Genomic DNA, 26,744 nt, shown 5'->3' on the forward strand with positions numbered 1-26,744 from the left:
TCAGGCCAGAAGCGCGCCGAAGCCGTCGCCGCGGGCCAGCGCCTCCAACTCCTCCAGGGCGGCCACCGCGGCGGCCGCGGCCGCCGGGTCCGTATCCCGCAGGCCGCTGTCCGCGAACTCGTCCTCGTCCAGACGGCGCACGTCCGTGCCGTCGGCGGACCGCCACAGGTCCAGGTCGAGGTCCTCGACGACCAGCTCCGAGCCGGAGAGGACCGCCGGGCGGGTGATGTCGCAGTACCAGCCCTTCAGCGCCCCCGCGCCGTCCCGGACCTCCTTCACCGCGTACCACCGGTCCCGCCAGTAGTACTCGGTGAAGACGTCACCCTCCTCGAAGCGTACGAAGCCGAAGTCGCGGGTGCCGGTGCCCGCCCAGGCGGCGCGCACGGCGATCCGGTTGCCGTCGTCACCGAGCAGCCCGGCGTCGTAACGGATCTTCGTACGGCCCGCCTTGACGAGGACGACGGTCAACCGGCCCTCGGGATCAGCCGAGTTCGCGGACATAGCGCACCTCCGACGCGACGATCTCGTACCCGAACCACTTGTTGATCGCGAGCATCGGGCCGTTGTCGGTGTCGTTGCCCGTGTGGGCCTCCCGGAAGCCGGCCGCACGGGCGCGGTGCAGCGAGGCGTTCTTGGCGAGCTTGGCCAGTCCCCGGCCGCGGTGGGCGCGGGCCGTGCCGGTCATCGCGGTGGCGTAGCGGCCGGTCGCACGGTCCGTGTAGGCGATGCTGAAGGCGGCGGGACGTCCGTCGACGAACGCGACCGACGTCAGCTCCCGGTCGAGCGAGGGGTGGTTCCAGGTCTGCTCGACCCAGGCCTCGTAGTCCGTCAGCTCGGTGTCGACGTCGCTCGGCTCGTCCGACACCGTCTCCGCGTCCAGTTCGAACAGCGGCCGCGGATCGTCCGCGAAGTCGGCCGCCGAGCGCAACTCCACGCCCGGCGGCGGCGACTGCAACGGCGGCAGCGTGCCGGTGGTGAGGTCGAGCCGCAGGAAGTGGGCGGAGCGGCTGGGCCGGTAGCCGTGCCCCTCGGCGAAGGCGCGGTTGGCCGGCTCGTCCAGCACCCAGGCCAGCAGCTTCGTGGCGCCGTGTTCCGTCAGGTGCCGCTCCGCCGCGCGCACCAGGTGCGTGCCCGCGCCGCGGTGGACGCGGTCGGGGCGTACGTAGATGTTGAGCATGCCCTGGCCCGGCTCCGGACTCTCGTGCGCCAGGTGCACCTGGGCCGTGCCGATCACCTCGCCCTCCTCCTCCGCCACCAGGGACCTGAAGCGGGCCTCGGCGGGGGTGTGGGCGAGGTTGTGGAGGATGGCGGCCGGAGTCCACAGGATGTACGGCAGGGCGAGGTGCCGCACCCGGGAGAAGGCCTCGACATCGGTGGGGTCGTCGGGACGCAGGTCGCGCACGTTCACTGTCATGTGGGCGCACGCTACGTGGGGGACACCACCGGCGCGCCCCATTTTCCGGCGGGTGCGGGACAATCGGGGACGTGACATTGAAGATCCACATCGACGACAGCGCGCCGCCGTTCGAGCAGGTGCGGGTGCAGATCTCCGAGCAGGCCCGCTCGGGGGTGCTGCCGGTGGGGTACCGGCTGCCGACCGTGCGGGGGCTCGCCGAGTCGCTGGGGCTGGCGGCCAACACGGTCGCCAAGGCGTACCGGGCGCTGGAGAGCGACGGAGTGATCGAGACGCGCGGGCGCAACGGAACGTATGTGGCCGCCGCCGGCTCGGCCGCGGAACGGGAACTCGCGTCGGCCGCGCAGGCGTACGTCGAGCGTGCCCGCCGGCTGGGGCTCGCGGAGGCGGACGCCCTGGCGGCGGTGCGGGATGCCTTGCGGGCCGGGTACGGGGAGGGCTGAGGCGGGTTCGGCACCGCCGGAGTACGCCGTCGTGCCGGAGAGTTCAGGGGGTGCGGGTGACTGCCAGTTCCCTCGCGCGCGCCACCCTCGCGAACGTCGCCGCGTCCTGCACCGCCGCTCCCGTCGGGTCGTTGTTGAAGTACGCGTAGACGTCGTCGTCCGGCGGCCAGGTCGCGGCGATGCGGTCCACCCAGGTCTCCAGCGCCCGCCGTCCGTAGTGCGGCCACGCCCGGGCGCGGCCCTGGTGGAAGCGGACGTAGCCCCAGTCGGCGGTGCGCCACAGCGGGGTCGACGGGCGGGAGAGCACGTCCGCCCAGCACAGGGCCGCGCCGCGCGCCTGAAGCACCTTGCGCACCTCCGGCGTCCACCACGACTCGTGCCGTGGCTCCACGGCCACCCGGGTGCCCGGCGGGAAGCAGTCCAGACAGGCGTCCAGCAGCCCTGCGTCGGCCTTCAGCGTCGGCGGGAGCTGCAGGAGCACCGGGCCCAGCCGGTCGCCCAGGCCCGCCGCGTGCGTCATCAGGCGCTCGACCGGTTCCTCCGGGTCACGGAGCCGCTTGATGTGGGTCAGGAAGCGGCTGGCCTTGACCGCGACCACGAAGTCCGGCGGGACGCGCTCGCGCCAGGCGGCGAAGTTCTCCCGCGTCGGCAGGCGGTAGAACGCGTTGTTGATCTCCACGGTGGCGAAGTGCCCGGCGTACTCCTCCAGCCACAGCCGCGTCGGACACCCGGCGGGGTAGAGCACACCCCGCCAGTCCCTGTACTGCCACCCCGACGTTCCGACCAACAGGGTCATACGTCCATCAAAACACTAGAGGTACAGACCCGCGTCGGCTCCGTCCCGCTGGTCCGGCAGGGACGTCGGGGACGTCCCGCGGCGCAGTGCGTACAGCTCGGCCAGGGTCGCGCCCTCACGGCCCACGCCCTCCTCGGTGCCCAGCCAGCCGACCGCCTCGCGGTGGGTCAGCCGGCCGACCTCGATACGGGCCAGACAGCGGCCGGGGCGCACCACGGCGGGGTGCAGACGCTCCAGGTCCTCGTTGGTGGTGACGCCGACCAGGACGTTGCGGCCCTGGCCCAGCAGACCGTCGGTCAGGTTGAGCAGGCGCGACAGGGCCTGGCCCGCCGTGTGCTTCGCCTCGCCGCGGATCAGCTCGTCGCAGTCCTCCAGGAGCAGCAGCCGCCAGCGGCCCTTGCCCGTCCCGTCCTCCTCGCCGATGGCGATGTCCATCAGATAGCCGACGTCGCTGAACAGCCTCTCGGGATCCAGGACGCAGTCCACCTGGCACCAGTCCCGCCAGGAGCGGGCGAGGGTGCGCAGCGCGGAGGTCTTGCCCGTGCCGGGCGGGCCGTGCAGCAGGAGCAGGCGGCCCGCGATGTCCTCCGGCGTCGTCTTCATCAGACGGTCCATCGCGTCGGCCACCGGCGCGGTGTAGTTCTCCCGGACCTCCTCCCAGGTGCCCGCGGAGATCTGCCGGGTCGTGCGGTGCGGGCCGCGCCGGGGGGAGACGTACCAGAAGCCCATCGTCACGTTCTCCGGCTGGGGTTCGGGCTCGTCCGCCGCACCGTCGGTCGCCTGGTCCAGGACCTGCTCGGCCAGGTCGGCGCTGGTGGCCGTGACGGTGACGTCGGCACCCCGGTTCCAGCGGGAGATCAGCAGGGTCCAGCCCTCACCCTCCGCCAGGGTGGCGCTGCGGTCGTCGTCGCGGGCCACCCGCAGCACACGGGCGCCCGGCGGCAGCAGTGTGGCGCCGGAGCGGACACGGTCGATGTTCGCCGCGTGCGAGTACGGCTGCTCGCCCGTCGCGAAGCGGCCGAGGAACAGCGCGTCGACGACGTCGGACGGCGAGTCGCTGTCGTCGACGTTGAGCCGGATCGGCAGCGCGTCGTGTGGGTTCGCAGACATGGCGCCCATGATCCGGCACGGGGCCGCCCCGTGCACCCGGTTTCCGTGGTGCGTCGGGTGTGTCGCGAGTGATCCGAGGGGGTCGTTGTGTCGCTTCCGTCCTGTTACAGGGCTGTGGATTCACGACATCTGCCCCAGGTGGCGTTCATCCCGTTACTGTTGCCCTCGATGGGACGTCATGGGTGGACTTCGGGGGCTCGGCGGTGGCGGCTCACCGCGCTGCTCGGCGTGGGCGTGGCCGCACTCGCGCTGATCGTCACCCTGATCAACACGCTTCCGGACAGCGGCGGCAGCACCAAGGGCACCTCGAAGAACGGCGCCACGGTGCACGGCACCCCGGTGACCCCGAAGAACCGGGACGACCCCGCGGTCGGGTGGGGCTTCACCCACACCCAGTACAGCGCCGACGAGGGCAGTTCGACGGCCACGGACCGGGTCGAGAAGCTGATCTCGAACGCCGGGGGACTGCCCCAGGACCAGGCCCTGATGGGCTGGGGGGCGGACAACCCCGAGCCGGTGGAGGGCCGTTACGACTTCGGCGCCATGGACCGCCGTATCGACTTCATCCGCAGGTCGGGCGGCACCCCGGTCGTCACCCTGTGCTGCTCCCCGGACTGGATGAAGGGCGGCAGGGCCGGCGTCGACAACACGGACTGGAGCCGGTCCGCGCTGGAGACCGCACCGCTGCCCGAGCACTACGCCGACTTCGCCGCGCTCGCCGCGACCGTCGCCCAGCGCTATCCCGACGTACGCCACTTCGTCGTCTGGAACGAGTTCAAGGGCTTCTGGAACGACGCCGAGGGCCGCTGGGACTACGAGGGTTACACCAAGCTCTACAACCTCGTCTACAAGGCCCTGAAGAAGGTCGACAAGGACATCATGGTCGGCGGTCCGTACCTGGTGATGGACAGTGTCGACCCGCGTGCCGGCGAGGCATCCTCGACAGTCAAGGGCAGTTGGGGAGCCATGGACCAGCGGGTCCTGGACGCCTTCGACTACTGGAACAAGCACAAGGCCGGCGCCGACTTCGTCGTGGTCGACGGCTCCAGCTACACCAACGACGACGACATGCTGCCGAACGAGTTCGGGGCCACCGACAAGTTCACCGCCGTCGGCCGGTGGGTGCGGCAGCGGACCCACGACCTGCCGCTGTGGTGGGCCGAGTACTACGTCGAGCCCGCCGACGGCAACGACGAGCGCAAGGGCTGGTCCGAGACCCGCCGCGTCGCCGTCCAGGCCGCCGGGATGATCGCCATGGTCAAGGGGGGCGCCTCCTCCGGCTTCTACTGGAACCCGGAGGACGAAAAGGGCGACGGCTGCGCGGGGTGCCTGTGGACACCGACGGACAGCGGGAGCGGGGGCGCGAAACTCCCCATGTTCGATCTCGTCTCCCGCTTCGGCCAGGAGTTCCCGCCCGGCACGACGTACACGAGCGTGTCCGTCGCCCCGGACGACGTGCCCAACGTCCGCGTCCTCGCCACCGGCCGGTCCGTTCTGGTGGTCAACACCCTGGGCCGGTCCATCAGCGCGAAGATCGACGGCAAGCGGTTCGACATGCAGGCCTACGAGGTGCGGTGGCTCGGGCGCTGAGCCACCGCACGGTCACTTCATCGTCAGGAACCGCTGGACCAGCGAGGCCAGCAGCACCGCCAGCAGCGGCAGCGAGAACCAGAAACTGCTCTGCAGCCGTCGCAGTTGGCGCACGCTCGGCCGCGTCGCGACCCGGACGACCTCGCGGGCCGTCAGCAGCACGATCAGCGCCAGGGCGGCCAGGGCGCCGACGATCGACCACGGCGTCCAGGTGATCTGCGGCCCGATCGGACCCGGGTCGGGCTTCGGCACCGCGCCCGCGGGCTGCTTGCCGAGGGCGTAGACGGTGGCGTCGGAGTTGACGTACACCTTCTTCAACTCGGGCCGTTGATCGAGGTTCTGGATCAGCCGGGGCCCCCAGGTGGGGGAGTAGCCCACGTCCATCCGCAGGTACGTCAGCTGGCTCTCGTTGATCATCAGATACGAGTTCGGGCCCGCGTCCTTGAGCGCCTTGACCAGACCGGACACCAGGACCGGGTCGGCCGGTGCCGGCGTCGGCACGTAGTTCACCCGTTCCATGTCCTTCGTGCCCCACGGCATCGCGGGCGTCACGTCGTTGACGGTGTCGTTGCTCAGCCACAGCAGGCGCACGGTCGGCTTGTCGTGCGCGTACACGTAGTCCATGGCCGCGACCTCGCCGGGCCGCACCCGCTCGAACGGCTCGTTGCCCCAGCGGGCCACCAGGAAGCCGCCCATCAGCAGCAGGCCCGCCATCAGCGCGGCCAGCGGGGCCAGGCTCACCCGGTCCTTGTCCCGCTCCTCGGCGGTGACGCCGGTGCGCGGGAACAGGGCGAGACCGGCCAGCAGGGCGGCGCCGGGCACGGCGAACATGAAGACGCGCAGCGCCATCTCACCGCCGTAGGACTGCATCCCGAAGCCCAGGAACGGCACGAACGTCAACACCAGCAGCGACCGTTCGCGGTACTTGTGGTCGCGCCGGCGCCACCAGCCCCAGCAGGCGAACGTCATCACACCGCCGGCCAGCAGCACCCGCGTGTACAGGACCAGCTTGTGCGTGGAGTCTCCGCCCTGGATACGGCCGGAGACGGACGTGGACACATTGCTGCCGACGCCGCCGACGCCGCCGAACAGGTCGTCGAAGTGCCCCGACCAGTAGGGCTCGGCCATGAAGCCCACCCAGACGGCGACCAGCACGGCGAACAGCACGGGCAGGCCGCGCAGTTCCGACCTGCCGATGAGGACGAGCGCCGCGAGCACGCCCAGCATCACGAACGGGGTCAGCTGGTGGGCCGGGACGCTCGCCGCGAACAGGCCGATCAGCACCCCGAGCAGGACCGCCTTCTGACGGCGGTCCGTCGGCTCGACCTCCGCCTCGCCGGGCCGCTTCTTCGTCCAGATCACGCGCGGCGCGCGGAACCAGACGAGCAGGATCGCGACGAAGGCCAGGTAGAGGAGGTACGTGAAGCCCTGCGGGGAGAAGTAGTCCTGGCCGACCCAGCCGCTGAGCACGAAGATCCAGATACCGGTCCACTTGGCCCGCCAGCTCGCCCGCATCGAGCGCACCAGCAGGAACATCGGCGCCAGATAGAGGAGTTGTATGGTCAGCGGCCACCAGCGGATGACCTCGGTGAAGTCCGTGACCCCGCAGGCCCGGCCGACGAACGCGGCCACCGCGAAGAAGCCCGGCCAGCTCCAGCGGGCGTCCAGGTCGGGCACGGCCGAACCGGTGCGGTCGATGTAGTCCAGGAAGCCCAGGTGCTGGTAGGCCGTCGGGAAGCGCGGCTCGGTCTCGAGCACCGCGGGCAGCGCGTGCAGGGACACGACGGTCGCCAGCAGCGTGATCAGCAGCAGCGCCTTGTGCTCGCGGCCCAGCCACAGCAGGGAGGCGAACACCGTGACCAGCAGGGCGGCCCCGACGAGGGTCGGCAGGGGCAGGACCGAGATCAGGCCCAGTCCGCCCATGCCGTCCAGGTCCGCCTCGCCGAGCCCCAGCGCGGGCACCCAGTACAGCAGCAGCGCGGCGACCAGCGCGCCACCGAGGACGAGCCCGACGCGGCTGGGGTGCAGGCGCTCGCGCCAGGGGAGGGCAGGCGGTCGGGGCGCCCGCGCCGACGGCTCCTCCCGTGCGGCCCGCTCGGCCGCCTGCGCCGCGAACGCCGCCCCGAACGGCGCGTCCACCTCCACCTCGGCCGGCCCCACCGAGGCCTCCGAACCGGGCTCCCTGCCCCACGCCCGGCTCGGCTCGCCCGCAGGGGCCCCCGGCTCCACCGGCGGCCCGACTTCCGGCGTCCTCGCCCAGGTCGGCCGGTGATCGGCCCGCGCCACGGGCGTCCCCGTCGGCGGTGTCCCCGGCCCCGGCCGCACGTCCGGCCGGCGCTCCTGGTGGTCGAAGTCGACGTGGATGCCGAGCGCGAGGGTGTCGGTGTCGAGGGCCCAGGCCGGGCCGCGCCGGCGCGGCTTCTCGCCGACGGGGACCTCGCGGGCTCCCAGGTCGGCGAGGTCCCCGTCGGGCGCCGCGTCCTCGGGCACGTCGGCGGCCGGTCCCGCCTTCAGGGTGCGGTACAGCTTCGGCGCGGCGATCGTGACGATCACCGCGAGCGAGGAGATCTCGGCGACACCGGCGCCGGTCAGCCCCATGCGGGGCAGCAGGAGCAGCGTCAGGCTCAGCACCAGGACGCACAACAGGCCCTGCATCCAGGCCAGTCCGGCGGTGCGGCTCTGCGCGCGCAGGACCGCGAAGTACGTCTCCATGACGACCCGCAGCAGCGCGCCGACCGCGAACCAGCGCAGCAGCGGGGTGGCGGCGTCCGCGTAGCCCTGTCCGAAGACGCCGAGGATCCACGGCGCCCCGACGAACATCAGGCCGCAGATCGGCAGCATGATCCGCGCCATCCGCTTGAGTGCCGCACGGGTGTTGAGGGCCAGCCGGGCCGGGTCGTGCGAGCCTTCGACGGTCAGCGAGGCGCCCATGTTGATGGCGAGCAGGTTGACCGTGCCGCCGATGGTGGTGGTGATGTAGAAGTAGGCGTTGTCCTTGGAGCTGACCTGCGAGGCGATGATCACCGGGACGAGGTAGACTACGGCGAGCGAGAACAGCGAGCCCGTGTAGTCGCCCGCGAGGAACCTGCCGATCTCCTTCACGGACGGCGGACGGGCGTGGTCCTTCGTCGTCTCGATGTGCCGGGGCACCAGACGGCGGAAGACCAGCCAGCCCAGTGGCACCACAGAGAAGGCGATGGCCGCGACCCAGGAGGCGAAGACACCGGTGGTGGGGATCGCCGCGGCGAGGCCGACCAGCAGGACCAGCTTCACCCCGGAGAACACGGTGTTGCCCACCGGCACCCAGGGCGCGCTGCGCAGACCGGTCAGCACACCGTCCTGCAGCGTGAGCACGTTCCAGGCGACGACGGCCGCGATGAAGCCGAGGCCGTGGACCGGTCCGTGCAGGAAGCGGTAGGACGGTCCCCAGATGTTCAGCGTGAGCAGGAAGACGATCGCGGCGAGCGAGACGACCAGCGAACTGCCCGCGTAGGTACGGAAGATCAGGCGGCCGGTGCTCCGGCCGGCCACGGGGATGAAGCGGGCCAGGGCGCCCGTCAGGGTCACCGCGGTCAGGCCCGCGAGGAGCTTCATCGCGGCGATCGCGGCCGAGCCCTGCCCGACGGCGGAGTCGGAGTAGTAGCGCGCGGCGATCAGCCAGTAGCCGAGGCCCAGGACGGCGGAGATGCCCGTGTTCAGCATCAGCGCGTAGGCGTTGCGGAACAGTTGGCTGCCACCGCCCCTGCCCATGCCGGGCAGGCGAAGACGGCGCCCCGACTGCTCGGGCGCCTCGCTCGCGGACTGCGGCTCGGTTGTCGTGGTCGTCGTGTCAGACACGGGAACGGCTGGCCTTCCGGCGGACCTGGCGTGCTCTGCGGACCATGGCGTACCCCTTGGTGAGGGCACGGTCCCTGGCGAAGGTGCGGGCGATCGAACGGCCTTCGACCAGCCGCTCGAACTCCTCGATCCCGGTGCCGCGGCGCACGGTGACCCGCTGCAGGGCGTACGGGCCCTGGCGGCGGCGCGCGAGGCCGTTGCCGACGGCGAGTGCCTGGGCGTACCCCGTCTCCCGGACGGCCTCGCGCACCCGGCGGCTGGAGTAGCCGTAGGGGTAGGCGAAGGAGACCGGGGCGGCGCCCAGTTCGTCGGTCACGATGTCCCTGCAGTGGATCAGCTCGTGCCGCAGCCGCTCGTCGTCGAGCTGGTCGAGCTGCGGGTGGGTGTGGCTGTGGCCGCCGATCTCCACACCCGCGGCGGCGAGTTCGCGGACCTGGTCCCAGCCGAGCATGGTGTCGAGGGCGCCCCCGGTGTCGTACGCGCCCCTGATCCAGCCCGTGGAGACGAACAGGGTGGCGGCGAAGCCGTGTTTTGCGAGCACGGGCAGCGCGTGCCGGTGCACGCCCTCGTAGCCGTCGTCGAACGTGATCAGCACCGGATGCGGCGGCAGTGAGCGCCCCGAGCGCCAACCCGCCGCCAGATCACCGGTGTCGACCGGAGTCAGTCCCAGGTCGTCGATCAGCGCCATCTGCTCGGCGAACGCCTCGGGCGCCACCGACAGGGCGCGGGTGGCGTCGTTCGGCGCGGTGGCGACCGAGTGGTACATGAGAATCGGCACGGGCCCTTCGGTCATGAGCTCCCCCCTCGGTCATCGTCCGCTCCCTCGATCGCGGCGACGGTGAAGGCCGCCCCACCGCGCCTGGCGCGCACGCTGCCCACCACGTACCCCCCGGCCGCGGTCAGCACCCCGGCGACGATCGCCCCCGCCCGGCCGGCGCCGCCCGGCCTGGCCAGCGCGGCGTCGCGCAGCCCGCGCGCCACCCCGGCCGGCAGCACGCGCGTCGCGTACCGGCGTTCGGACTCCAGTCCCTTGTCCGCGCCCACACTTCGCGCCACGAGCGCCTTCGACAGGCCCTCGGCGTACGCGCGCGTGCGGAAGTACCCGAAGTGCTCGCGCGCCTCGGGCACCCGGTGATGGATCACCGCACGGTCGTCGATCAGCAGGATCGCGTCGGGTCTGGCCCTGGTGAGCCGGATGCACAGCTCCGTCTCCTCGCAGCCCAGCGGGCGCTTGTCGCCGTCGCGTCCGATGCCGGTGGCGAAACCGCCCGCCGCGTCGAACGCCGTTCGACGGAACGAGGCGTTGCCGCCGAGGACGTTGCGCACCCGGACCAGGCCCGCCGGCAGACCCTTGTACGTGCAGCCCACCACCCAGTCGAACTCCTCGGGGAACCAGGCCGGCCGCCGCCCCGACGCCCATATGGGCATCGTCCGGCCGCCGACGGCCATCACCCGGGGATCGGCGTATCCCTCGGTGAAGCGGCGCAGCCAGTCCCGTTCGGCGACGGCGTCGTCGTCGAGGAAGGCGATCACCTCGCCGTGCGAGGCCGCGATACCGGTGTTGCGGCCGGCGGACAGCCCACGGGGGCCCGCGTTGGCGAGCACCCGCACCTCGTCGGCCTCCTTGTACTCCTTGGCCAACCGCTCCAGCAGGGCCGGATTGTGGTCGACGACCAGCAGGGTCTCCAGAGCGGGCCGGGACTGCGCCCGCACCGACGAGACCGCGGCGAGGATGTCCTCCCAGCGGTCCTCGGTGTAGACGCAGATCACGACGGAGACGCCGAGATCGCTCAAGACACCTCTCCCCGCTCCGAGTCGAGCAGCGGCGAGTGGTGCTCCTGCCGGCGCAGCTCCCGGCGGTTGGACCGCTCCTTGAGGATCACCTTCAGCACCCGGATCCCGTCCCGCACGGCCCGCAGATTGCTGGTGCCGTGGATGCGGAGGTACTCGTGGCTGGGTATCTCCTGCACCTTCAGGCCCGCCTTGACCACCCGGATGTTGATCAGGGTCTCGATCTCGAAGCCGGTGCAGTCGAGGGAGATCTTGTCGAGGCAGTGCCGCCAGAACGCGTTGTAGCCGTAGCAGAGGTCGGTGTAGCGGGCGCCGAACTTGCGGTTGACGATGGTGCACAGCGCCCAGTTGCCGAGCTTGCGGATGAAGGTCATGTCGTCGGTGCCGCCGCCGTTGGCGAAGCGCGAGCCCTTGGCGAAGTCCGCGCCGGAGACCAGGGCGGAGACGTACGACACGATCTCGTTGCCGTCCGCCGAGCCGTCCGCGTCGACCATCACGATGATGTCGCCGCTGCACGCCTCGAACCCGGTGATCAGGGCATCCCCCTTGCCCTTGCCCCGCTGCTCGACGACCTTGACCTTGGGCCACAGCTCGCGGGCCACTTCGACGGTGCGGTCCGTGGAGTTGCCGTCCACGAGGACGACCTCGTGGATCCAGTCGGGAAGCGTCTTGAAGACGTAGGGAAGGTTCTCCGCCTCGTTCATGGCGGGGATCACCACGCTCACCGGTGGCGCGATGGCCAGGTGAGTGGAGATCGGCCGGTACTTGTCGGCGGTTGACGGCCCGTGATTCGTGGCCGCCGGCCGAAGAACAGAACTCATGAGTCTTGGTCCCTCTCGTCCGGTGGACCGCCCGCCCCCGGGCGGCCCGGCTATGTATCCGGTTCGAAAGGGGGGTTCACGCCTGTGGCATGACGAGATGGATCTACGTGCACGCCGAGGCGAGCTGGCAAAGCTGGCCGCCTGCCGCAGGGCAGCAGCCGGTCGCGCGGCACGACTCGGTCACAGTTCGCGGTCACCGAGCACGGCACCCCCCTACCGCGCCCCACGCCGGCAGCCATCGCGGTCCTTGAGCCCTCCCCTAGAGCCGCTTGATGATGGTCCGATGCGGGTGAGATGTACGACGGTATTGATGATTGAACCCCTATGGCAAGGCCTGGAACCAAGCCTCACGTTTTTGTTGGTTTGACCGTTACACAACTTAGAAGGAGAAGAAGACAGCTGATCACGGTTACGGCGATGATCCCGCCGCGCCAGGACCAGCGATGGACGGCCAACATGCCCTGTGATACGAGCATGTCGAGGACGACCGCGCCCGCGAGAGCGGTGAGGACACGGCCGAAGGGTTCCAGCCCGCGCAGCGCCGCCCAGATGGCGGTCGCGGGTGCCGCGAGCAGGAAGAACAGGGTGCACGGGCCACGCAGGGGTGAATCCGCGTCGACGAGTGCGAGCAGCGCACCGAAGCCCCCCACGGCCGTCGCGGCGCCCGCGAGCAGCGGTGTCAGGTCCCCCTCCGGGCCCTGCCGCACCTGCTCGGCGCCGTCGGACGAAGGCGTCTTGACGCGTCTTCTGATGTGAATCGTCTGCATTGGCGACTTCGCCCCCCAGCGCGCCGGATGCCGGTCTTCAATGTCGCGCAGCGCAAGAGGGGGCGTCAAGGGACCAAACGGCCTACAGCCGTTTCTCGTCCATTCTTGAACAAATTCCCTCGGAACCGTTCAGGCACGGAAGTTGAGGGTTCTTCAACAGGTTTGACATGGACACTTCCCATCAACACGCGTAGTTGGTACGACGGTTATGGCAGAGATCCTGCTAAAGGGAGGTTCCATGAGACGTTCCCGAATTGCGGTTTTCGTGAGCTCCATCCTCCTCGCCGTCGGCACGGCCCTCACCGGGGCCACGGCGGCGCAGGCGTCCCAGCAGGCCGCCACGGGCGGCTATGTGGCCCTCGGCGACTCCTACTCCTCCGGGGTCGGCGCGGGCAGCTACCTCAGCGCCAGCGGCGACTGCAAGCAGAGCACCAAGGCCTACCCCTACCTGTGGGCGGCCGCGCACTCACCCTCGACGTTCGACTTCAAGGCCTGCTCGGGCGCCCGTACGGGTGATGTCCTGGCCAACCAGCTCGGCACCCTCAGCTCCGCCACCGCCCTAGTCTCCATCACGATCGGCGGCAACGACGCCGGCTTCGCCGACGTCATGACCACCTGCGTCCTCCAGTCCGACAGCACCTGTCTGTCCCGTATCAACACCGCCAAGGCGTACGTCGACTCGACGCTGCCGGGCCAGCTCGACAACGTCTACTCGGCGATCAGCGCCAAGGCCCCGAACGCCCGCGTCGTCGTCATCGGCTACCCCCGCTTCTACAAGCTCGGCACCACCTGCCTCGGCCTGTCCGAGACGAAGCGGACGGCCATCAACGGCGCGGCCGACTACCTGGACACCGCGATCAACAAGGCCGCGGCCAACCACGGCTTCGCCTTCGGCGACGTCCGTACGACCTTCACCGGTCACGAGATCTGCTCCGGCAGCTCCTGGCTGCACAGCGTGAACTGGCTCAACATCGGCGAGTCGTACCACCCGACCGCGTCCGGCCAGTCCGGCGGCTATCTGCCGGTCCTCAACGGCGCGGTCTGATCACCCGGAGGGTGATCCCGAAGTACTGGGGGAGGCCCCGCCCGACGGGGTCTCCGCCTGGCAGGTCAGCGAGAACGGCACCGAGTTGGACGTGGCGTGCACGGGATCGCGGACCTCCACACCGATCACGTCCTGGAACGTGCCGCTGCTGTCGCGCGTGGTGATGAAGTTCCTCTCCTGCTGCGTCCGGCCGCCATTGGCCGGGAAGGACAGCGTCTTCCACTCCCCGGACAGCGAGCCGTTCTTCGTCACCCAGCGGTACGTCACCGTCGCCGGTACCCGGCCCACCGTGAACGTGGCCGTGAACGTCGGCGCCTGCGACCTGTCCGGCGGACAGGTCCCGGAGTACGTGGTGTTCGCCCCCGCCAGCGAGACGCGCACGGACTGGGGCGTGCTCGAACTGCTCGCGCTCGCGCTCGGCGTCGGGCTCGTCGGGCTCGTGCCGGGCCCGGTGTCCGTGGCGGGCGCCGAGGTCCGCGTCCCCGAGCGGGGACTGCCCGAGTTGTCCGGGCTCTTGCCGCCGCTGTCGTGGTTGAGCAGGGCGTACGTCAGCCCCGCAATGGCCAGCGCCAGGACGGCCACGCCGACGACCAGCACGAGGCCGGCACGGCGGTTGCGCTCCGGCGGCCGGGTGTCCGCGGCCGTGGTGTCCGGCCCGGGCACCGGCCCGGTTCTCGCCGCCGTCGGATAGGGCATCGCCGGGGTCGGCGACACCGGCTGCGGGAAGGCCGCGATCGTCGGCGCGTACGGCGACGCCTGGGCGCCGGCGCTCGGCGTGCCCCCGGCCGCGACGATCCGCAGGTCCTGCTCGGCCCGGTCGGCCGCGATCCGCTCGGCCGGCTCCTTGCGCAGCAGACCCTCGATCACCGGGGCGAGCGGCCCGGCCCGGTGCGGCGGCGGCAGCTCCTCGTCGACAATGGCGCGCAGGGTGCTCAGCGGGGTGGCCTGGCGGAAGGGGGAGTTGCCCTCGACGGCGGCGTACAGCAGCACGCCGAGCGACCACAGGTCGGACTCGGGGCCCGGTGTGCGGCCGAGCGCCCGCTCCGGCGCCAGGAACTCGGGCGAGCCGATCACCTCGCCGGTCATGGTCAGTGCCGAGCTGCCCTCGACCTGTGCGATGCCGAAGTCGGTGAGCACCACCCGGTCGTCGTTGGACAGCAGCACGTTGGCGGGCTTCACGTCCCGGTGCAGCACACCGGCCTCGTGCGCGGCCCGCAGCGCGGACAGCACCTCGGCACCGATGTGCGCCGCCCGCCGGGGCTCCAGCGGGCCCTCGGCGTCCAGGAGGTCGGCCAGCGAGATGCCGCGGACCAGCTCCATGACGATCCAGGGTCGGCCGTCCTGCGTGGCCACGTCGTACACCGTGACGACGTTGCGGTTGGCGACCCGCGCGGCCGCCCACGCCTCGCGTTCCAGCCGGGCGTACATCCGCTCCACGTCCGAGGCCGCCAGCCCGGCGGGCGCGCGCACCTCTTTGACGGCGACCTCGCGGTGCAGCACCTCGTCGCGGGCCCGCCACACCGTCCCCATGCCGCCCTCGCCGAGGGGGGACAGCAGACGGTAGCGGCCCGCGATCAGACGGTCACTGCCAGGAACTTCGGACACCGACGCCCCCCACGGCATCTCACCTGAGTCATTCACAAAGTAACTCATCCGAGTGCCGAAGCCGCCCCCTTGAGGACCAGACCGGCCCCCAAGGCCACCACGACCAGCGCCGACGCCAGCGGTGCGCTCCTGCGCACCAGGGCCGCCACGGGATGCGTGGTCCAGCGCGGACGGTTGTCCAGCACCCGACTCATTCCCGTACCCAGCTTCACGACGGCGAACCCGGCCGCGGTGAGGGTCAGCGCCAGCCCGACGCCGTAGGCGACGACGAGCAGCAGACCGAACCACGCCTGGCCGAGGGCCGCGGCGCCGACCAGGACGACGACGGCGGAGGGGCTGGGCACCATGCCGCCGGCGAAGCCGAGCAGGAGGGTGCCGCGGAGGGTGGGAGCGGTGGAGTGGGTGTGGGTGAACCCGCCGTGGGTGTGCTCGACCTCGTGCGAGTGGTGGGGGTGGTGATCGTGACGGTGACCGTGGTCGTGGTCGTGACCCTCGCCGTGGTCGTGACCGTGGTGATGGTGGTGCCCGTCCCCGTGCTCGTGCTCGGGTCCGTGCGCGTGGTCGTGCCCGGGGCCGTGATCGTGCGCGTGGCCGTGATCGTGGTGCCCGTGCCCGTGCCCGTGCCCATGCCCGTGCTCGGCCGGGGCCGGCGCGCCGTGGGCGCCCACCAGCTCCAACTGCCGTTCGGGGGACGCCTCTCGATGGGCATGGTGGTGGTGTGCGTGCCCGTGCGCGCGGTTGCGCCAGGCCCGGCGTACGAGGTTCACGCCCGCCGCCAGCACCAGGACACCGCTGGCCAGGCCCAGCCAGGCGATCACCGAGGGCGTCGCCGCAGAGCCGGCCGTGACCAGCAGGCCCAGGGCGACCACGCCCAGGGTGTGGGTGACGGTCACCGAGGCGGCCAGTGGGAGGACGTCCTTCAGGCGGGCCCTGCCGCCCCGGGCCGCCGCGGTCGCCGCCATCAGGGTCTTGCCGTGGCCCGGGGCGAGCGCGTGCATCGCGCCCAGCACGATCGCGATCAGCAGGGAGAGCGCGGCGAAGCCGGCGGTGAGGTGGTGGCGGGCGACGAGGTTGTTCAGGGCCTCGGTCCAGCGGTCGGCGCCGCGGGGCAGCACGGAGGCCGCGGGCGCGTCCTGCCGGTCCGCGGCCAGGGCCGGCCCGCCGGGCCGCACCCGCAGGGTGGCGGACGAGGTGTCGGCGGGGGAGGAGAGCAACTGCTTCGGGTACGTGGTGAGCTCGTGCGAGACGGACTTCTTCGGTACGTCCGTCGCGGTCAGCGTCATCCGGTCCCCGCGCGCGGTGATCTCCCGCCAGCCGGGGCCGGTGGAGGCGCCCGCGCTGTGGAAGCCGAGGCTCACCGTGTCGCCCTTGGGCAGCGGCGCGGTCAGCCGGCACTCCACACGCAGGGTGTGCAGGCCCGCCTGGCCGGGCCGCAGCCGGGCCGTGGCGCTCCCGCTCGTGAGCGTGGTGGCTCGGCCGTCGACGACGACCCTGCTGCCCTCGGCCGCCTTCGCGCACCGCTCCTTCGCCCACTCGGCCATGCCGAGCCGCGCGATGTCGGGCTTGGCCTGGGTCGCCGGGATCTCGGCGAGGTCCTCGACGTGGTCGACGCGGAGCTCGCCGGGGGCGGCGACGAGGCCGTCGTAACGGTTGACGGTGAAGTTGCCGAGGGGGTGCGCGCTCGCGCCGGTGGAAGGAACCAGCGCGAGCGCGCATGCCGCCGTGAGGACGGCGGCACCGGAGGCGAACAGACGACGGCAGTTCACTTGGTCGCCTCCAGGTCCTTGAGCGCCTTACGGGCCTCGCGGGAGCCCAGGGGCGAGAAGCCGGGGTTCAGCCTCAGCGCCGCCTTCAAGGAGGAGCGGGCGTCCTTCGCGTGGCCGGCGGCGCGTTCGATCATGCCGCGGTGGTAGAGGAACGAGGCGTTGCGGTAGCCCGTCGCGGTGGCCTGCCTGGCGTAGGGCAGTGCCTGCGCGTCCTTGCCGTTGACGTGCAGTGCCCAGGCCAGGGCGTCCGCGGTGTGCACGGTGTGGCGGCGGGCCCACTCGGCGCGGGCGGCGCGCAGGGCCGCGGCCCGGTCGCCGTGGTCGGCGGCCGCGAGGGCGGTGTCGAGGTCGGCGTTGACGCCGTTGGCGCGGGCGAGGGCGATCCAGGCGTCGACGAGGGCGTACTGGTCGTGGGCCTTGGCCCGGTCGCCCTTGGCGTCGCGGTCCTCGTACAGCTCGCCGAGCTGGACGAGGGGCTGTGGCAGCGGGTAGCGGGCGACGACCTGCTCCATGCCCTCGATCGCGGCCGCCCGGTCCCCGCTGCCGTACTGGGCGAGAGCGCGGCCCTCGAGCGCGGGGAGGTAGTTGTCGTCGGCGGCCAGGGCACGGGCGTAGTACGTGAGCGCCGTCTTGTAGTCGCCCTGGTTCCATGCGAGTTGGCCCAGCTGGGCGGCGACGTAGGAGATGTCGCCGGGGGTGCTGGAGGTGGCCAGGGCCTGCTCCAGGACCCGCCGGGCCGTCTTCACGTCCCCGCGCAGTTCGTGGACGTAGGCGTACCGGGTGAAGACCGGGACGCCCGGGCGGCGGGAGTCCGCGGTGTCCGCGGCCTTCGACGCGTCGGCGTAGCGGCCGAGTTCGACGAGGGCGTCGATACGGGAGGAGAGGGCGTTCTGGCTGTAGGGGTTCTCCTTCAGCACCTGGTCGGCGTACTTCAGGGCGTCCTTGAAGTCGTGCCGGGCGGCGGCGAGGGCGGCCTGTCCGGTGACGGCCTGCTCGTTGCCGGGCTTCAGGGCCAGGGAGCGCTTCAGCGCCTTGCCGGCCTGCGGATAGCGGGAAGGGTCGCCCTTGGTGCGGGCCTGCTCCACATAGGCGAGGCCGAGGGTGGCCCAGCTGCCGTAGTCCCGTGGCTGCGCCCGCAGTTGGGTCTGCAGGGCGGTGATGCTGGAGTCGATGTCCCCGCTGTTCAGCAGCGCCGGTGACATGGCGTTCGGCGCGGCGGCGACGGTCGTTCCGCCGTGGTCCCGGATGGCGCCGTAGGCGATGGAACCACCGGTGAGTGCCACGGCCAACAGGGCGGCGACACCGGCGACTTGCGCCGAGCGCCAACGCCGGCCGGCGGCGGCGACCCGGCGCAGGGCGGTGACCCGCTCATCACCGGACGCCTCCGCGGAGGGGCCACTGCCGTTCCCGGCGCTCTCCGCGGAGCGGTCCGTGTCGTTCGTGTGCGGGGCCATGCCCTCTCCTCAGGTGCCGTGCGGTGAACGGAAGTCGTGGGGCGGCGCGGCCCGCACCGTGGGGGATGAGTTGTGCGGGCCGCGCCAGTCGGTGGGCGGGCCGCGGACCGGGCGGGGCCGCTCCGAAGAACCGCCCGGTCCGCCGTAGAGGGTGGCCTAGTAGACCCGGCTCCGCATCCGGCGCCACCACATCAGGCCGGCGCCGATCAGTGCGATGCCCGCCGCGCCGCCGCCCGCGGAGGCGGCGATCAGACCGGTGTTGCTCATCCCGCCGGCCCCGGCCGGCTGCAGCGCGTCGCCGAGTTGGTTCTTGACGTCGCTGCCGCTGCTGACACCCTTGGCGGTGGCCCCGCGGGAACCGGCGGTCGGGTTGGCCAGGTACGGGAAGTACTTGCCGAAGCCCTTGTCGTTCGCGTTCACCGCGTCGCCCAGGTCGTTCTTGGACCCGACCAGTTCGCCCTCCACGACCTGCAGGGCCTCGTCGATCACGTCGTCGGTGAGACGACGGCCGTTCGGGAAGCCCGCGTTGTCGCCGTCGAGGACACCGAGCCGCTTGGGGCTGGCGGCCGGCTTGATCGAGGTGTTCAGGCGCAGCTCCTCCGCCGGCTTCACGTACGGCGGCTGGTTGAGGCCCTTGACGCCCTTGAGGAACACGTCGACGAGGTCGTTGCGCGGCTCGGACGGCGCCTTGATCTTGTAGATCGACTCGATGAGCTTCGGCAGCTCCGGGTTGGTCACGTTCTTCAGGAACTGCCCGTCCTCCCACGGCGAGGACGCGTTGAACTTGTCCTTGTCCTTCAGCGGGTTGACGACCTCGTTGACCAGCGGGTTGCCCAGGCGGGAGACCTGCTCGTAGTAGCCCTGGGCGTTCCTGCGCTGGGTCGTCGCCCAGACGCCGATCACCGGCTGGTTCTTGGACTCGGTGAGCATGTCGGTGGGCAGCTGCAGGGCGATGGAGTTGACGTTGTAGCCCTTGAGCGTGTCGCGGCCGACCTCGGAGAGGTTTCCGCCGTACAGCAGGTCGAAGACGCGCAGGTCCGCGAAGAACGGGTCGTCGGCCTGGCCGGCGAAGGTCTGACCGCCGTTGGAGAGCTTGTAGATCGCCTGCTCGCGCAGCTTGTTGTAGTCGGGCATGGACGCCTTGCCGACGTCCGAGGGGGCCACCGGGATGTCGTCGGCGAGCCTGGTCTTCGACACGGCCCTCTGGTGCTTCAGCTTGACCAGGTCGATGTCGTACGTCTGCGTGATGTTGAGGTCGGGGTCGGTCAGGTTGCTGACCACGCCCGTGTTGTAGAGGAACGACTTCTTGTTCTTCGTCTGCGTGTGGAAGGTGTAGCGCAGCAGCAGCTCGCCCTGCGCGTCACCGTTGTTGTCGATGTGGATGTCGTACTGGGCGTCGTCGGCGAACTGGTAGAAGTTCGGGCCGCCGGCCGGATCCTCGAAGGGGATGAAGTTGGCGATGATCGTCGTCGTGTCCGGCTTGTCCGGGCTGACGAACGCGTACAGGTCGGTGTTGTCGTACTGCGGCTGCCCCGAGATCAGTGGGGCCTCTCGGTGGCTGGAGGCGGAGGCCGCCCCCGGTTCCAGCGTGGCCACGCCGGCGGCCGCGAGCCCGCCGGCGGCCAGCGCACCAGCTATGAGGGTCGCGATGCCCCTGCGTCCCGCGCCGCTCCTGGAGTCAGTTGTCATGCCGTCCGTCCTCAGTCCCAACTTGCCTGACGAACGCTGATTCGGAGCGATCGCCAGGGTGGATTGGTCGAATCCCAAACGTCTTTACGGCAAACCCCTGATCTTGTTTCAGTCGAACCACGATTCTTGTTCCGTGACGTGCCGACCCGCGTTTCGGGGCTGTTGATCCGTAACCCCATCCGGAGGTGCGTTCGTTGCGAATGCCTGGTGTGACGGGACGGGGCCCTTGCGGCCGGGGAGGGGACCGAGTGGAGGCGGACGAGCTTCTGGTACTCGTGGCAGGCGGCGACCAGAAGGCATTCGAGGAGCTGTACGGCCTGGTGTCCGGTCCGGTGTTCGGACTGGTGCGCCGGGTCGTGCGGGATCCGGCGCAGTCGGAAGAGGTGGCGCAGGAGGTGTTGCTCGAACTGTGGCGGTCCGCCGCGAAGTTCGACCCCGGCCGGGGCAGTGCCCTGTCCTGGATCCTCACCGTGGCCCACCGCCGGGCCGTCGACCGGGTGCGCAGCGCCCGCGCGGCCGTCGACCGCGAGCAGCGCGAGGCCCGCCGGGCCCACCACCCCGCCTTCGACCACGTCACCGAGGAGGTCGAGGCGGGGCTCGAACGCGAGTGGGTGCGCCGCTGCCTGGACCGCCTCACCGCGCTGCAGCGCCAGTCCGTCACCCTCGCCTACTACGACGGCTACACGTACCGTGAAGTGGCCGAACGGCTCTCCCTGCCACTGGGGACCGTCAAGACCCGGATGCGCGATGGACTGACCCAGCTGCGCAAGTGCCTGGGAGGTGTCGCATGAGTCTCCTCGACCGTATGCTCCGTCGCGAGGACCTGCACTCGCTCGCGGCGCCCTACGCGCTCGACGCGCTGGAGCCGGCCGAGCGGATCCGCTTCGAACGGCACCTCAGGACCTGCGCCGCCTGCGCCGCGGAGGTGCGCGTCCTGTCCGAGGACGCCGTCCGGCTCGCCTGGTCCACGGCCGCCCCGCCGCCGGCCGCGATGCGCGACCGCGTGCTGGCCGCCGTACGCACGACCCCGCAGGAGTCGGCGCCGATGCCGGAGCACACCCCCCAACTGCCCCCGCACGTCTGGGGCACGCAGCCACCGCCGGCACGCACCCGTGCGCCCCGCGAGCGCCGCCCGTTCTTCGTCCCGCTCGCCACGGCGACGGCCGCCGCGGCCCTCGTGGTCGCCTCCCTCTTCGCCGTGCAGGCCAGGCACACCCAGGACAGGCTGGACGCCGCACAGTCCCAGTCACGTGAGATCAACCACGTTCTCGCAGCTCCCGACGCCCGCGCGACGACCGGTCAGGACGCTCAGGGCCGCAGTATCGGAGTGATCGCTTCCGCATCCCGGGGCCAGGCGATCGTCACCCTCAGCGGATACGCCGCTCCGACGGGTGGACGGGTGCACCAGCTGTGGCTCATGCGCCCCCATGCGCAACCACGCTCCTTGGGCCTGTTCAAGGGCGGCGACACGCCCTTGGTCGCGAACGGTCTCGGCAGGTCCGCCACGTCACTCGCTGTGACCGTCGAACCCGACGGGGGCTCACCACAGCCCACCAGCCAGCCGATTGTCCAACTCGCCCTGAAATCGGTCGGATTCGGAGAGTGATCGAGGAGGGGTCGTCAACGCCCTTACGGGGAAGGTGAATCCTGTGACCGCGATACACGAGTGCCCGGTTGGGACGATAGGGTTACCCTGCCCGGGCCGGGTGGACTCGTACGGGTGGGGAGTGACATGGAACAGATAACAGTGCGCAGCAGGGCGAGGGTCCCTGCGATCACCTGCGGGAGCAGCGCGACCAGTTCGCGCCTCGACCGCCATCTCTCGGTGCTGGCGGGTCCCGCCGTGCCGCAGCAGAAGACGGCCGAGGCCACCTCGCTGATGCGTGAGCTGACCGCGCGTGACACCACGCAGAACCGCAGCGACAGGGGTGCGCGCGTCCGCCGCGTCTCACTCTTCGCGCCGCTGCGCCGGCTGACCCGTTCGCTGTTCGGCGGGCGCTGAGCCGTACCGGCGTTCCCGCGTCCGGTGCGGTGCCGCGCCTCGATGGAGGGCGTCTTCGGTACGTTCCACCCGCTCGGTACCGAAGACAACCCCCGCCCACCACTCGCGGTCGTTGAGGTCACCGCTCCCCGTAGGTGTATCTCCGCACCGCGAGCGGCATGAACACGGCGATCAGCACGAGGCACCACGCCAGTGATCCGGCGACCGGATGCGTCACCGGCCATGCGCCGTCCGTCGGCACCGGCGCGTTGCCGAACAGGTCCCGCAGGGCCGTGGCGACCGCGCTGATCGGGTTCCACTCGGCCGCCGTGCGCAGCCACCCGGGCAGGCCGTCGGTCGGGATGTAGGCGCTGGACAGCAGCGGCAGCAGGAACGTCGCGCCGCCCAGCTGGCCGGCCGCCTCCTCGTTCCGGGTGAGCAGCCCGAGGAAGATGCCGATCCACGTCGTGGCGAACCGGAACAGCAGCAACAGCCCCACGGCGCCCACCGCTTCGAGCGCGCCGCCCTCGACGCGCCAGCCCACCGCGAGCCCCACCAGCAGGAACGGCACCGTCCCGGCCGCCGTCACCACCAGATCCGCCGCCGCCTGCCCGAGCGGCACGGCCGACCTGCTGATCGGCAGCGTCCGCAGCCGGTCCATGACGCCCCGGTGGGTGTCCTGGGCCGCCTGGAACATCCCGGTCATGATCCCGCCCGCGGCGGTCGCCACCAGCAGCCCCGGCACCAGGAAGGACCGGTACTCGCGGCCCGGCACCGCCAGCGCGCTGCCGAAGACGTAGCCGAAGAACAGCAGCATGCTGATCGGCATCGTCTGGGTCAGGATCAGCAGCCCCGGGTTGTTCCGCATCCGCCGCAGCTGCCGGCCCAGCAGCGCCGTCCCGTCGTACGCCACCGTGCTCATGCCGCGCGCTCCTCGTCCTTCTCGGTCAGTCGCAGAAAGGCCTCGTCCAGCGTCGGCGGCCGCAGGCTCACGTCGAGCAGCGGCACACCCGCCCCGTCCAGCTCCCGCACCAGGCGCGGCAGCGTGAGCGTGTCGTCGCGGGTGACGGCGCCGACCGCGCCCCGCTCCGGGTCGAACGACGGTTCGGCGCCGGTGAGCCGGTCGAGGACCGCGGCGGCCCGCACCATCACGTCCGCGTCGGCGACGACGACCTCGACATAGGCCCCGACGAGCGCCTTGAACTGCGCGGGCGACCCCGTGTGCGCCACCCGCCCCCGGTCCACCAGGGCTATGTCGTCCGCGAGCCGGTCGGCCTCCTCCAGGTACTGCGTGGTCAGCAGCACGGTGGTGCCGTCGGCGGTGAGGTCGCGCACGGCGTCCCAGATCAGCGCGCGGCTGGCCGGGTCGAGCCCGGTCGTCGGCTCGTCCAGGAACAGCACCTCGGGGCGGCGGATCAGGCTCGCCGCGAGATCCAGCCGGCGGCGCATCCCGCCCGAGTAGGAGGACGCGGGCCGGTCGGCCGCCTCGGCCAGCCCGAACCGGTCGAGGAGCTCGCCGGCCCGCCGTCCCGGCGCGCGCACCCGGTGCAGCCGCCCGAACAGGCAGAGGTTCTCCCGGCCCGTGAGGTCGCCGTCGACCGACGCGTGCTGTCCGGTGACGCCGATGCTGCGGCGTACGGCCGCCGCCTCCCGCACCAGGTCGTGCCCGGCGATCCGCGCCGAGCCGGCGTCCGGCCGCAGCAGCGTCGTCAGCAGCCGCACGGCGGTCGTCTTGCCCGCCCCGTTCGGCCCGAGGACACCGCAGACCGTGCCCTGGGCCACCACGAGATCCAGCCCGCGCACCGCGCGCACGTCGCCGAACCTCTTCTCCAGACCTTCACTAAGTACAGCGTACGTAGTTGCCATGCCCCGACCATAGCGCACTACGTACGGTGTACGTAACTACGATGGTGGGCGAGGTGATGATCGATGGCGGGCCGAGCGGCGGTACCCGAAGTGATCTGGGCCCGGCCCGAGCGGGCGGGGCGCGGGCCGAGGCCGGCGTTCACGCGCGCCGACATCGCGGCGGCGGCGGTGCGGATCGCCGACGAGGGGGGCCTGGACGCGGTGTCGATGCGGCATGTCGCGGCCGAACTGGGCTGCGGCACCATGTCGCTGTACAACTACGTCCCCCGTAAGGAGGACCTGTACGAGCTGATGGTGGACGCGGTCAGCGCGGAGCACGAGAAGTGGGAGCCGTCGGGGGACTGGCGGGCCGACATGATGCGGGTGGCCCGGCAGACCCGTGAGCTGATGCACCGCCACCCCTGGCTGCCCCGCCTGATGTCACCCGTCTACGGGTTCAGCCCCAACGCGCTGCGCTACCTGGAGCACTGCCTGGCCTGTCTGGACCCGCTCGAGGACATGAAGTACGGCATGAAGATGCAGCTCGTCGGGCTGCTCAACGGTGTCGTGACGATGTACGTCGTCAACGAGCTGGCCACGGCCGAGCGGACCCGGAACCTGCCGTGGTCGGAGGAGCAGGAGAACGCGGCGCGCATCGCGTATCTGGGCAGTCAGGTCGCGACCGGCGCCTACCCGCGCATGGCCGCGGCGTTCATGGAGGACCCGGGACCGATCGACCTGGACGCCGTCTTCGACCTGGCACTGGAGAGGGTCCTCGACGGCTTCGACCCCGAGCGGTAGCGCTCCCCGCGCCCCTTTTGGGGCGTTCAGATCAGCGTGAACTGGCCCTCGGGGCCCTCCTCGTGGTGGTCCAGTACCGAAGCGGGTCTGCGTGCGGCCTCCGGTACCGGAAGGACGCCCGCCTTGCGCAGCTCTGTCGCCGTGATCGGGTCCGTCACCGTCAACTCCTGCTGCTGTGGCCGCAGTTCCGCCAGCAGGGCCAGGACCGTGATCAGCTCCAGCAGCTCCGAGGTCCAGGTCTGCGGCCAGGTCGCCGGGCGGATCGCGGCCAGGGTGCCGGGCTCGGCCGGCGCGGTCCGGGCGGTGAACCAGTGCTCCAGGACCCGGACGCCCCCCGCCTCGAAGTCCCAGGCCTCGGGCGGCACCGGGGAGATGCGGCCCTCGTCGAGCAGCAGGGTCTCCTCGTCGCGGTCGTAGTCGAGGGTGAGCGGGCGTGAGGGCAGCGGGGCGCGGACGTACGGGCGGCGGCCGCCCGGCAGCTTGGGGCGGTCGCCGTCGCGGCGCATCAGCCACAGCAGGCGGCGCCCCAACTCCACACCGTGCCACCACAGTTCCGGATCCGCCGTGAGGGGGACGGTCAGGTCCGGCCGGACGGTCGCCGTGATCCAGGCGAGCGTGTCCGGCGGGGTCGGCGCATGGCCGAGACGGGTGCCCAGCCGGTCCAGCAGCCCCGGCGTCAGATTGGGCTCCGTGCCGCCGGGGCGGCGGTACAGGGGCCGGATGCGTCCGGGGCGCAGAAGCGGGAGGCGGGAGGTGGCCGTCAGGGGCGATCCGCCCGTCTCCGAAGGCGTCTCGACCACGAAGACCTGCTGCTCGTCCGCCACCCGCCACAGTTCGGGGCGGGCCGTGTCGATCAGGCGGTGGTCGGGGATCAGCCACTGCTCGTCGAAGGGGGCGTGCAGGACGCGCACCGGCTCGGGACAGGGCCCCGTCGCCCGCAGGAGCTTCTCCGTACCGCTCGACTGGCCCGGGAGCTGTCCCACCGCGGAGTGCAGCGTGCGGGAGCGCGTCGGCTCGAACAGGGCTTCCCGGTCCGGTCCGTCGGCCTTGAGCAGGGCGTCCCAGCGGGCCTTCAGGGATGCCGCGTCGGGGCCCGCCGGCCACCCCCGGCCGAGCCGCGGCGGTGCGACGGACCACGGCATGAGGTCCGCCAGCGGCGGAGCGTCGTCGTGCGTCACGCTGGGCATCGTACGACCTGCGGCCGAAGGGGAGGTCACGTGGCGTCCAGAGTCACCGTGAAGGAGAAGCGGTCCCCGCGGTAGTGGATGACCGCCACGTCCAGGACCCGTCCGGCGGCGTCGTACGTCACCCCCGTGTAGTGCAGGATCGGGCTGAGCAGCGGGACTTGGAGCAGCCGGGCCGTCTCGGGGTCGGCCAGCCGGGCCTCGACGGTGTCCGTGATACGGCTGATGTCCGCCTGGACGACGTCCCGCAGCACCTTGGTCATGGGCCAGCGCACCAGGTCCGCAGGGTCGACGCGCGCGGCCACCTCCGGACGCACCCAGTTGCGGGCGTGGTTGGTCGGCTCACCGGTCTTCTCGTCGCTGCGCAGCCGGTGGTACGCGGCCACCTCGTCGATCTCCGGGAAGTACTCGACGAGTTCGGGCGGCACGGGGGCGCCGCCGTGCTCCAGCAGCTCGGTCGTCATGCCGGACTGCTGGGCCACGATCGCGTCCACCGAGCCCAGCAGCCGCACCGGGGCGCCCCGGCGGGCGTCGGGCTCGATGAAGGTGCCCCGGCGGCGGTGCCGGGTGATCAGCCCCTCGTCCTCCAGCTCCTTCAGCGCCTGCCGCATGGTCAGCACGCTCACCCCGTAGTGCTCCGCCAACCGCTCCTCGGTGGGCAGGCGGAGGGGGTCCTGGGGCGAACGGCCGAGTATCGAGGCCCGCAGGGACTGCGAGACCTGGTACCAGAGCGGCAGCTTGCGGTTCAGGACGATCGAGTCCGGGGCGAAGGAGGTCACGGGACCATCCGTACCGGTCGGCCGCG

24 protein-coding genes are annotated in these 26,744 nt (G+C 71.5%); 7 read left to right on the top strand and 17 right to left on the bottom strand.

Translation table 11 applies throughout. From position 1 onward, the window contains the following. Complete coding sequence (locus ACQF4J_RS35550) at window positions 1-501, bottom strand: DUF402 domain-containing protein (RefSeq protein WP_351574614.1); 501 nt, start codon at window positions 499-501, stop codon at window positions 1-3. Then, the gene (locus tag ACQF4J_RS35555; protein ID WP_427167649.1) at window positions 482-1,414 is read right to left on the bottom strand and encodes an N-acetyltransferase family protein; all 933 of its coding nucleotides are present in this window, start codon (window positions 1,412-1,414) and stop codon (window positions 482-484) included. The genes ACQF4J_RS35550 and ACQF4J_RS35555 overlap by 20 nt, the downstream gene beginning before the upstream one ends. Before the next feature lie 71 nt (window positions 1,415-1,485). Here ACQF4J_RS35555 and ACQF4J_RS35560 point away from each other — a divergent pair, with 71 nt between their 5' ends. Further along, complete coding sequence (locus ACQF4J_RS35560; RefSeq protein WP_351574620.1) at window positions 1,486-1,857, top strand: GntR family transcriptional regulator; 372 nt, start codon at window positions 1,486-1,488, stop codon at window positions 1,855-1,857. A gap of 43 nt (window positions 1,858-1,900) precedes the next feature. On the opposite strand, the gene ACQF4J_RS35565 is transcribed toward ACQF4J_RS35560, so the two are convergent. Both ACQF4J_RS35565 and ACQF4J_RS35570 read right to left on the bottom strand, forming a co-directional pair. After that, window positions 1,901-2,653 carry a DUF72 domain-containing protein gene (locus ACQF4J_RS35565; RefSeq protein WP_351574623.1) on the bottom strand — a complete coding sequence of 251 codons (753 nt, stop codon included), beginning with the start codon at window positions 2,651-2,653 and terminating at the stop codon, window positions 1,901-1,903. A gap of 15 nt (window positions 2,654-2,668) precedes the next feature. Beyond that, window positions 2,669-3,763 (bottom strand): DUF5925 domain-containing protein, encoded by a 1,095-nt coding sequence (locus ACQF4J_RS35570; RefSeq protein WP_351803517.1) that lies wholly within the window; start codon window positions 3,761-3,763, stop codon window positions 2,669-2,671. A 168-nt stretch (window positions 3,764-3,931) separates the two neighbouring features. Here ACQF4J_RS35570 and ACQF4J_RS35575 point away from each other — a divergent pair, with 168 nt between their 5' ends. Next, window positions 3,932-5,353, top strand: a complete 1,422-nt coding sequence (locus ACQF4J_RS35575; RefSeq protein WP_351574627.1) for a GH39 family glycosyl hydrolase — start codon at window positions 3,932-3,934, stop codon at window positions 5,351-5,353. Between the two features lie 12 nt (window positions 5,354-5,365). Here ACQF4J_RS35575 and ACQF4J_RS35580 read toward each other — a convergent pair whose 3' ends face one another. From ACQF4J_RS35580 to ACQF4J_RS35600, 5 genes are all read right to left on the bottom strand, one after another. Then, window positions 5,366-9,190: a lipopolysaccharide biosynthesis protein gene (locus ACQF4J_RS35580; RefSeq protein WP_427167650.1), complete on the bottom strand. Its 3,825-nt coding sequence runs from the start codon at window positions 9,188-9,190 to the stop codon at window positions 5,366-5,368. Further along, the gene (locus ACQF4J_RS35585) at window positions 9,183-9,983 is read right to left on the bottom strand and encodes a polysaccharide deacetylase family protein (RefSeq protein WP_427167651.1); all 801 of its coding nucleotides are present in this window, start codon (window positions 9,981-9,983) and stop codon (window positions 9,183-9,185) included. The genes ACQF4J_RS35580 and ACQF4J_RS35585 overlap by 8 nt, the downstream gene beginning before the upstream one ends. Further along, window positions 9,980-10,984: a glycosyltransferase family 2 protein gene (locus tag ACQF4J_RS35590; protein WP_351574636.1), complete on the bottom strand. Its 1,005-nt coding sequence runs from the start codon at window positions 10,982-10,984 to the stop codon at window positions 9,980-9,982. The genes ACQF4J_RS35585 and ACQF4J_RS35590 overlap by 4 nt, the downstream gene beginning before the upstream one ends. Beyond that, a complete protein-coding gene (locus ACQF4J_RS35595) occupies window positions 10,981-11,802 on the bottom strand; it encodes a glycosyltransferase family 2 protein (protein WP_351574639.1) in 822 nt (273 codons plus the stop codon). The genes ACQF4J_RS35590 and ACQF4J_RS35595 overlap by 4 nt, the downstream gene beginning before the upstream one ends. 347 nt (window positions 11,803-12,149) lie before the next feature. After that, window positions 12,150-12,569 carry a hypothetical protein gene (locus ACQF4J_RS35600; RefSeq protein WP_351803509.1) on the bottom strand — a complete coding sequence of 140 codons (420 nt, stop codon included), beginning with the start codon at window positions 12,567-12,569 and terminating at the stop codon, window positions 12,150-12,152. Window positions 12,570-12,807: 238 nt separating this feature from the next. Between ACQF4J_RS35600 and ACQF4J_RS35605 the strand changes: the two genes are divergently transcribed. Further along, window positions 12,808-13,614 carry an SGNH/GDSL hydrolase family protein gene (locus ACQF4J_RS35605; RefSeq protein WP_351574644.1) on the top strand — a complete coding sequence of 269 codons (807 nt, stop codon included), beginning with the start codon at window positions 12,808-12,810 and terminating at the stop codon, window positions 13,612-13,614. Here ACQF4J_RS35605 and ACQF4J_RS35610 read toward each other — a convergent pair whose 3' ends face one another. From ACQF4J_RS35610 to ACQF4J_RS35625, 4 genes are all read right to left on the bottom strand, one after another. Then, complete coding sequence (locus tag ACQF4J_RS35610; RefSeq protein ID WP_427167652.1) at window positions 13,615-15,219, bottom strand: protein kinase domain-containing protein; 1,605 nt, start codon at window positions 15,217-15,219, stop codon at window positions 13,615-13,617. Between the two features lie 44 nt (window positions 15,220-15,263). Continuing rightward, complete coding sequence (locus ACQF4J_RS35615) at window positions 15,264-16,985, bottom strand: sulfite exporter TauE/SafE family protein (protein ID WP_427167653.1); 1,722 nt, start codon at window positions 16,983-16,985, stop codon at window positions 15,264-15,266. Then, window positions 16,982-18,439: a tetratricopeptide repeat protein gene (locus ACQF4J_RS35620; protein ID WP_427167654.1), complete on the bottom strand. Its 1,458-nt coding sequence runs from the start codon at window positions 18,437-18,439 to the stop codon at window positions 16,982-16,984. The genes ACQF4J_RS35615 and ACQF4J_RS35620 overlap by 4 nt, the downstream gene beginning before the upstream one ends. Window positions 18,440-18,595: 156 nt before the next feature. Then, window positions 18,596-20,128, bottom strand: coding sequence for a DUF4331 domain-containing protein (locus tag ACQF4J_RS35625; protein WP_351577324.1), 1,533 nt, complete (start codon window positions 20,126-20,128; stop codon window positions 18,596-18,598). A 248-nt stretch (window positions 20,129-20,376) separates the two neighbouring features. Between ACQF4J_RS35625 and ACQF4J_RS35630 the strand changes: the two genes are divergently transcribed. From ACQF4J_RS35630 to ACQF4J_RS35640, 3 genes are all read left to right on the top strand, one after another. Then, complete coding sequence (locus ACQF4J_RS35630) at window positions 20,377-20,919, top strand: sigma-70 family RNA polymerase sigma factor (RefSeq protein WP_142150967.1); 543 nt, start codon at window positions 20,377-20,379, stop codon at window positions 20,917-20,919. Then, window positions 20,916-21,734: an anti-sigma factor gene (locus tag ACQF4J_RS35635; RefSeq protein WP_351577318.1), complete on the top strand. Its 819-nt coding sequence runs from the start codon at window positions 20,916-20,918 to the stop codon at window positions 21,732-21,734. Before ACQF4J_RS35630 ends, ACQF4J_RS35635 begins: the two co-directional genes overlap by 4 nt. A 126-nt stretch (window positions 21,735-21,860) precedes the next feature. After that, a complete protein-coding gene (locus tag ACQF4J_RS35640) occupies window positions 21,861-22,130 on the top strand; it encodes a hypothetical protein (RefSeq protein WP_351577316.1) in 270 nt (89 codons plus the stop codon). A gap of 118 nt (window positions 22,131-22,248) precedes the next feature. Here ACQF4J_RS35640 and ACQF4J_RS35645 read toward each other — a convergent pair whose 3' ends face one another. Together ACQF4J_RS35645 and ACQF4J_RS35650 are read right to left on the bottom strand one after the other, a co-directional pair. Beyond that, a complete protein-coding gene (locus ACQF4J_RS35645) occupies window positions 22,249-23,031 on the bottom strand; it encodes an ABC transporter permease (RefSeq protein WP_427167655.1) in 783 nt (260 codons plus the stop codon). Continuing rightward, window positions 23,028-23,975 carry an ATP-binding cassette domain-containing protein gene (locus tag ACQF4J_RS35650; RefSeq protein WP_351577310.1) on the bottom strand — a complete coding sequence of 316 codons (948 nt, stop codon included), beginning with the start codon at window positions 23,973-23,975 and terminating at the stop codon, window positions 23,028-23,030. Before ACQF4J_RS35650 ends, ACQF4J_RS35645 begins: the two co-directional genes overlap by 4 nt. 63 nt (window positions 23,976-24,038) lie before the next feature. Between ACQF4J_RS35650 and ACQF4J_RS35655 the strand changes: the two genes are divergently transcribed. After that, window positions 24,039-24,755, top strand: a complete 717-nt coding sequence (locus ACQF4J_RS35655; protein WP_351577308.1) for a TetR/AcrR family transcriptional regulator — start codon at window positions 24,039-24,041, stop codon at window positions 24,753-24,755. Window positions 24,756-24,781: 26 nt separating this feature from the next. Here the strand turns inward: ACQF4J_RS35655 and ACQF4J_RS35660 are convergent, their stop codons facing one another. Both ACQF4J_RS35660 and ACQF4J_RS35665 read right to left on the bottom strand, forming a co-directional pair. Continuing rightward, entirely contained in the window at window positions 24,782-25,942 is a 1,161-nt protein-coding gene (locus ACQF4J_RS35660) for a type ISP restriction/modification enzyme (protein WP_351803499.1), read from the bottom strand. Window positions 25,943-25,968: 26 nt separating this feature from the next. Continuing rightward, a complete protein-coding gene (locus ACQF4J_RS35665; protein ID WP_351803497.1) occupies window positions 25,969-26,718 on the bottom strand; it encodes a GntR family transcriptional regulator in 750 nt (249 codons plus the stop codon). Between the last annotated feature and the right edge of the window lie 26 nt (window positions 26,719-26,744).

Source organism: Streptomyces sp. C1-1 (assembly GCF_050214755.1).
Classification (GTDB): Bacteria; Actinomycetota; Actinomycetes; order Streptomycetales; family Streptomycetaceae; genus Streptomyces.

What these genes read in the sequence shown, in the direction of transcription:
- ACQF4J_RS35550 (WP_351574614.1), bottom strand. Translation starts at nt 501, where the DNA reads ATGTCCGCGAACTCGGCTGATCCCGAGGGCCGGTTGACCGTCGTCCTC.
- ACQF4J_RS35555 (WP_427167649.1), bottom strand. Translation starts at nt 1,414, where the DNA reads ATGACAGTGAACGTGCGCGACCTGCGTCCCGACGACCCCACCGATGTC.
- ACQF4J_RS35565 (WP_351574623.1), bottom strand. Translation starts at nt 2,653, where the DNA reads ATGACCCTGTTGGTCGGAACGTCGGGGTGGCAGTACAGGGACTGGCGG.
- ACQF4J_RS35570 (WP_351803517.1), bottom strand. Translation starts at nt 3,763, where the DNA reads ATGTCTGCGAACCCACACGACGCGCTGCCGATCCGGCTCAACGTCGAC.
- ACQF4J_RS35575 (WP_351574627.1), top strand. Translation starts at nt 3,932, where the DNA reads ATGGGACGTCATGGGTGGACTTCGGGGGCTCGGCGGTGGCGGCTCACC.
- ACQF4J_RS35585 (WP_427167651.1), bottom strand. Translation starts at nt 9,983, where the DNA reads ATGACCGAAGGGCCCGTGCCGATTCTCATGTACCACTCGGTCGCCACC.
- ACQF4J_RS35595 (WP_351574639.1), bottom strand. Translation starts at nt 11,802, where the DNA reads ATGAGTTCTGTTCTTCGGCCGGCGGCCACGAATCACGGGCCGTCAACC.
- ACQF4J_RS35600 (WP_351803509.1), bottom strand. Translation starts at nt 12,569, where the DNA reads ATGCAGACGATTCACATCAGAAGACGCGTCAAGACGCCTTCGTCCGAC.
- ACQF4J_RS35605 (WP_351574644.1), top strand. Translation starts at nt 12,808, where the DNA reads ATGAGACGTTCCCGAATTGCGGTTTTCGTGAGCTCCATCCTCCTCGCC.
- ACQF4J_RS35620 (WP_427167654.1), bottom strand. Translation starts at nt 18,439, where the DNA reads ATGGCCCCGCACACGAACGACACGGACCGCTCCGCGGAGAGCGCCGGG.
- ACQF4J_RS35625 (WP_351577324.1), bottom strand. Translation starts at nt 20,128, where the DNA reads ATGACAACTGACTCCAGGAGCGGCGCGGGACGCAGGGGCATCGCGACC.
- ACQF4J_RS35635 (WP_351577318.1), top strand. Translation starts at nt 20,916, where the DNA reads ATGAGTCTCCTCGACCGTATGCTCCGTCGCGAGGACCTGCACTCGCTC.
- ACQF4J_RS35640 (WP_351577316.1), top strand. Translation starts at nt 21,861, where the DNA reads ATGGAACAGATAACAGTGCGCAGCAGGGCGAGGGTCCCTGCGATCACC.
- ACQF4J_RS35645 (WP_427167655.1), bottom strand. Translation starts at nt 23,031, where the DNA reads ATGAGCACGGTGGCGTACGACGGGACGGCGCTGCTGGGCCGGCAGCTG.
- ACQF4J_RS35650 (WP_351577310.1), bottom strand. Translation starts at nt 23,975, where the DNA reads ATGGCAACTACGTACGCTGTACTTAGTGAAGGTCTGGAGAAGAGGTTC.
- ACQF4J_RS35655 (WP_351577308.1), top strand. Translation starts at nt 24,039, where the DNA reads ATGGCGGGCCGAGCGGCGGTACCCGAAGTGATCTGGGCCCGGCCCGAG.
- ACQF4J_RS35660 (WP_351803499.1), bottom strand. Translation starts at nt 25,942, where the DNA reads ATGCCCAGCGTGACGCACGACGACGCTCCGCCGCTGGCGGACCTCATG.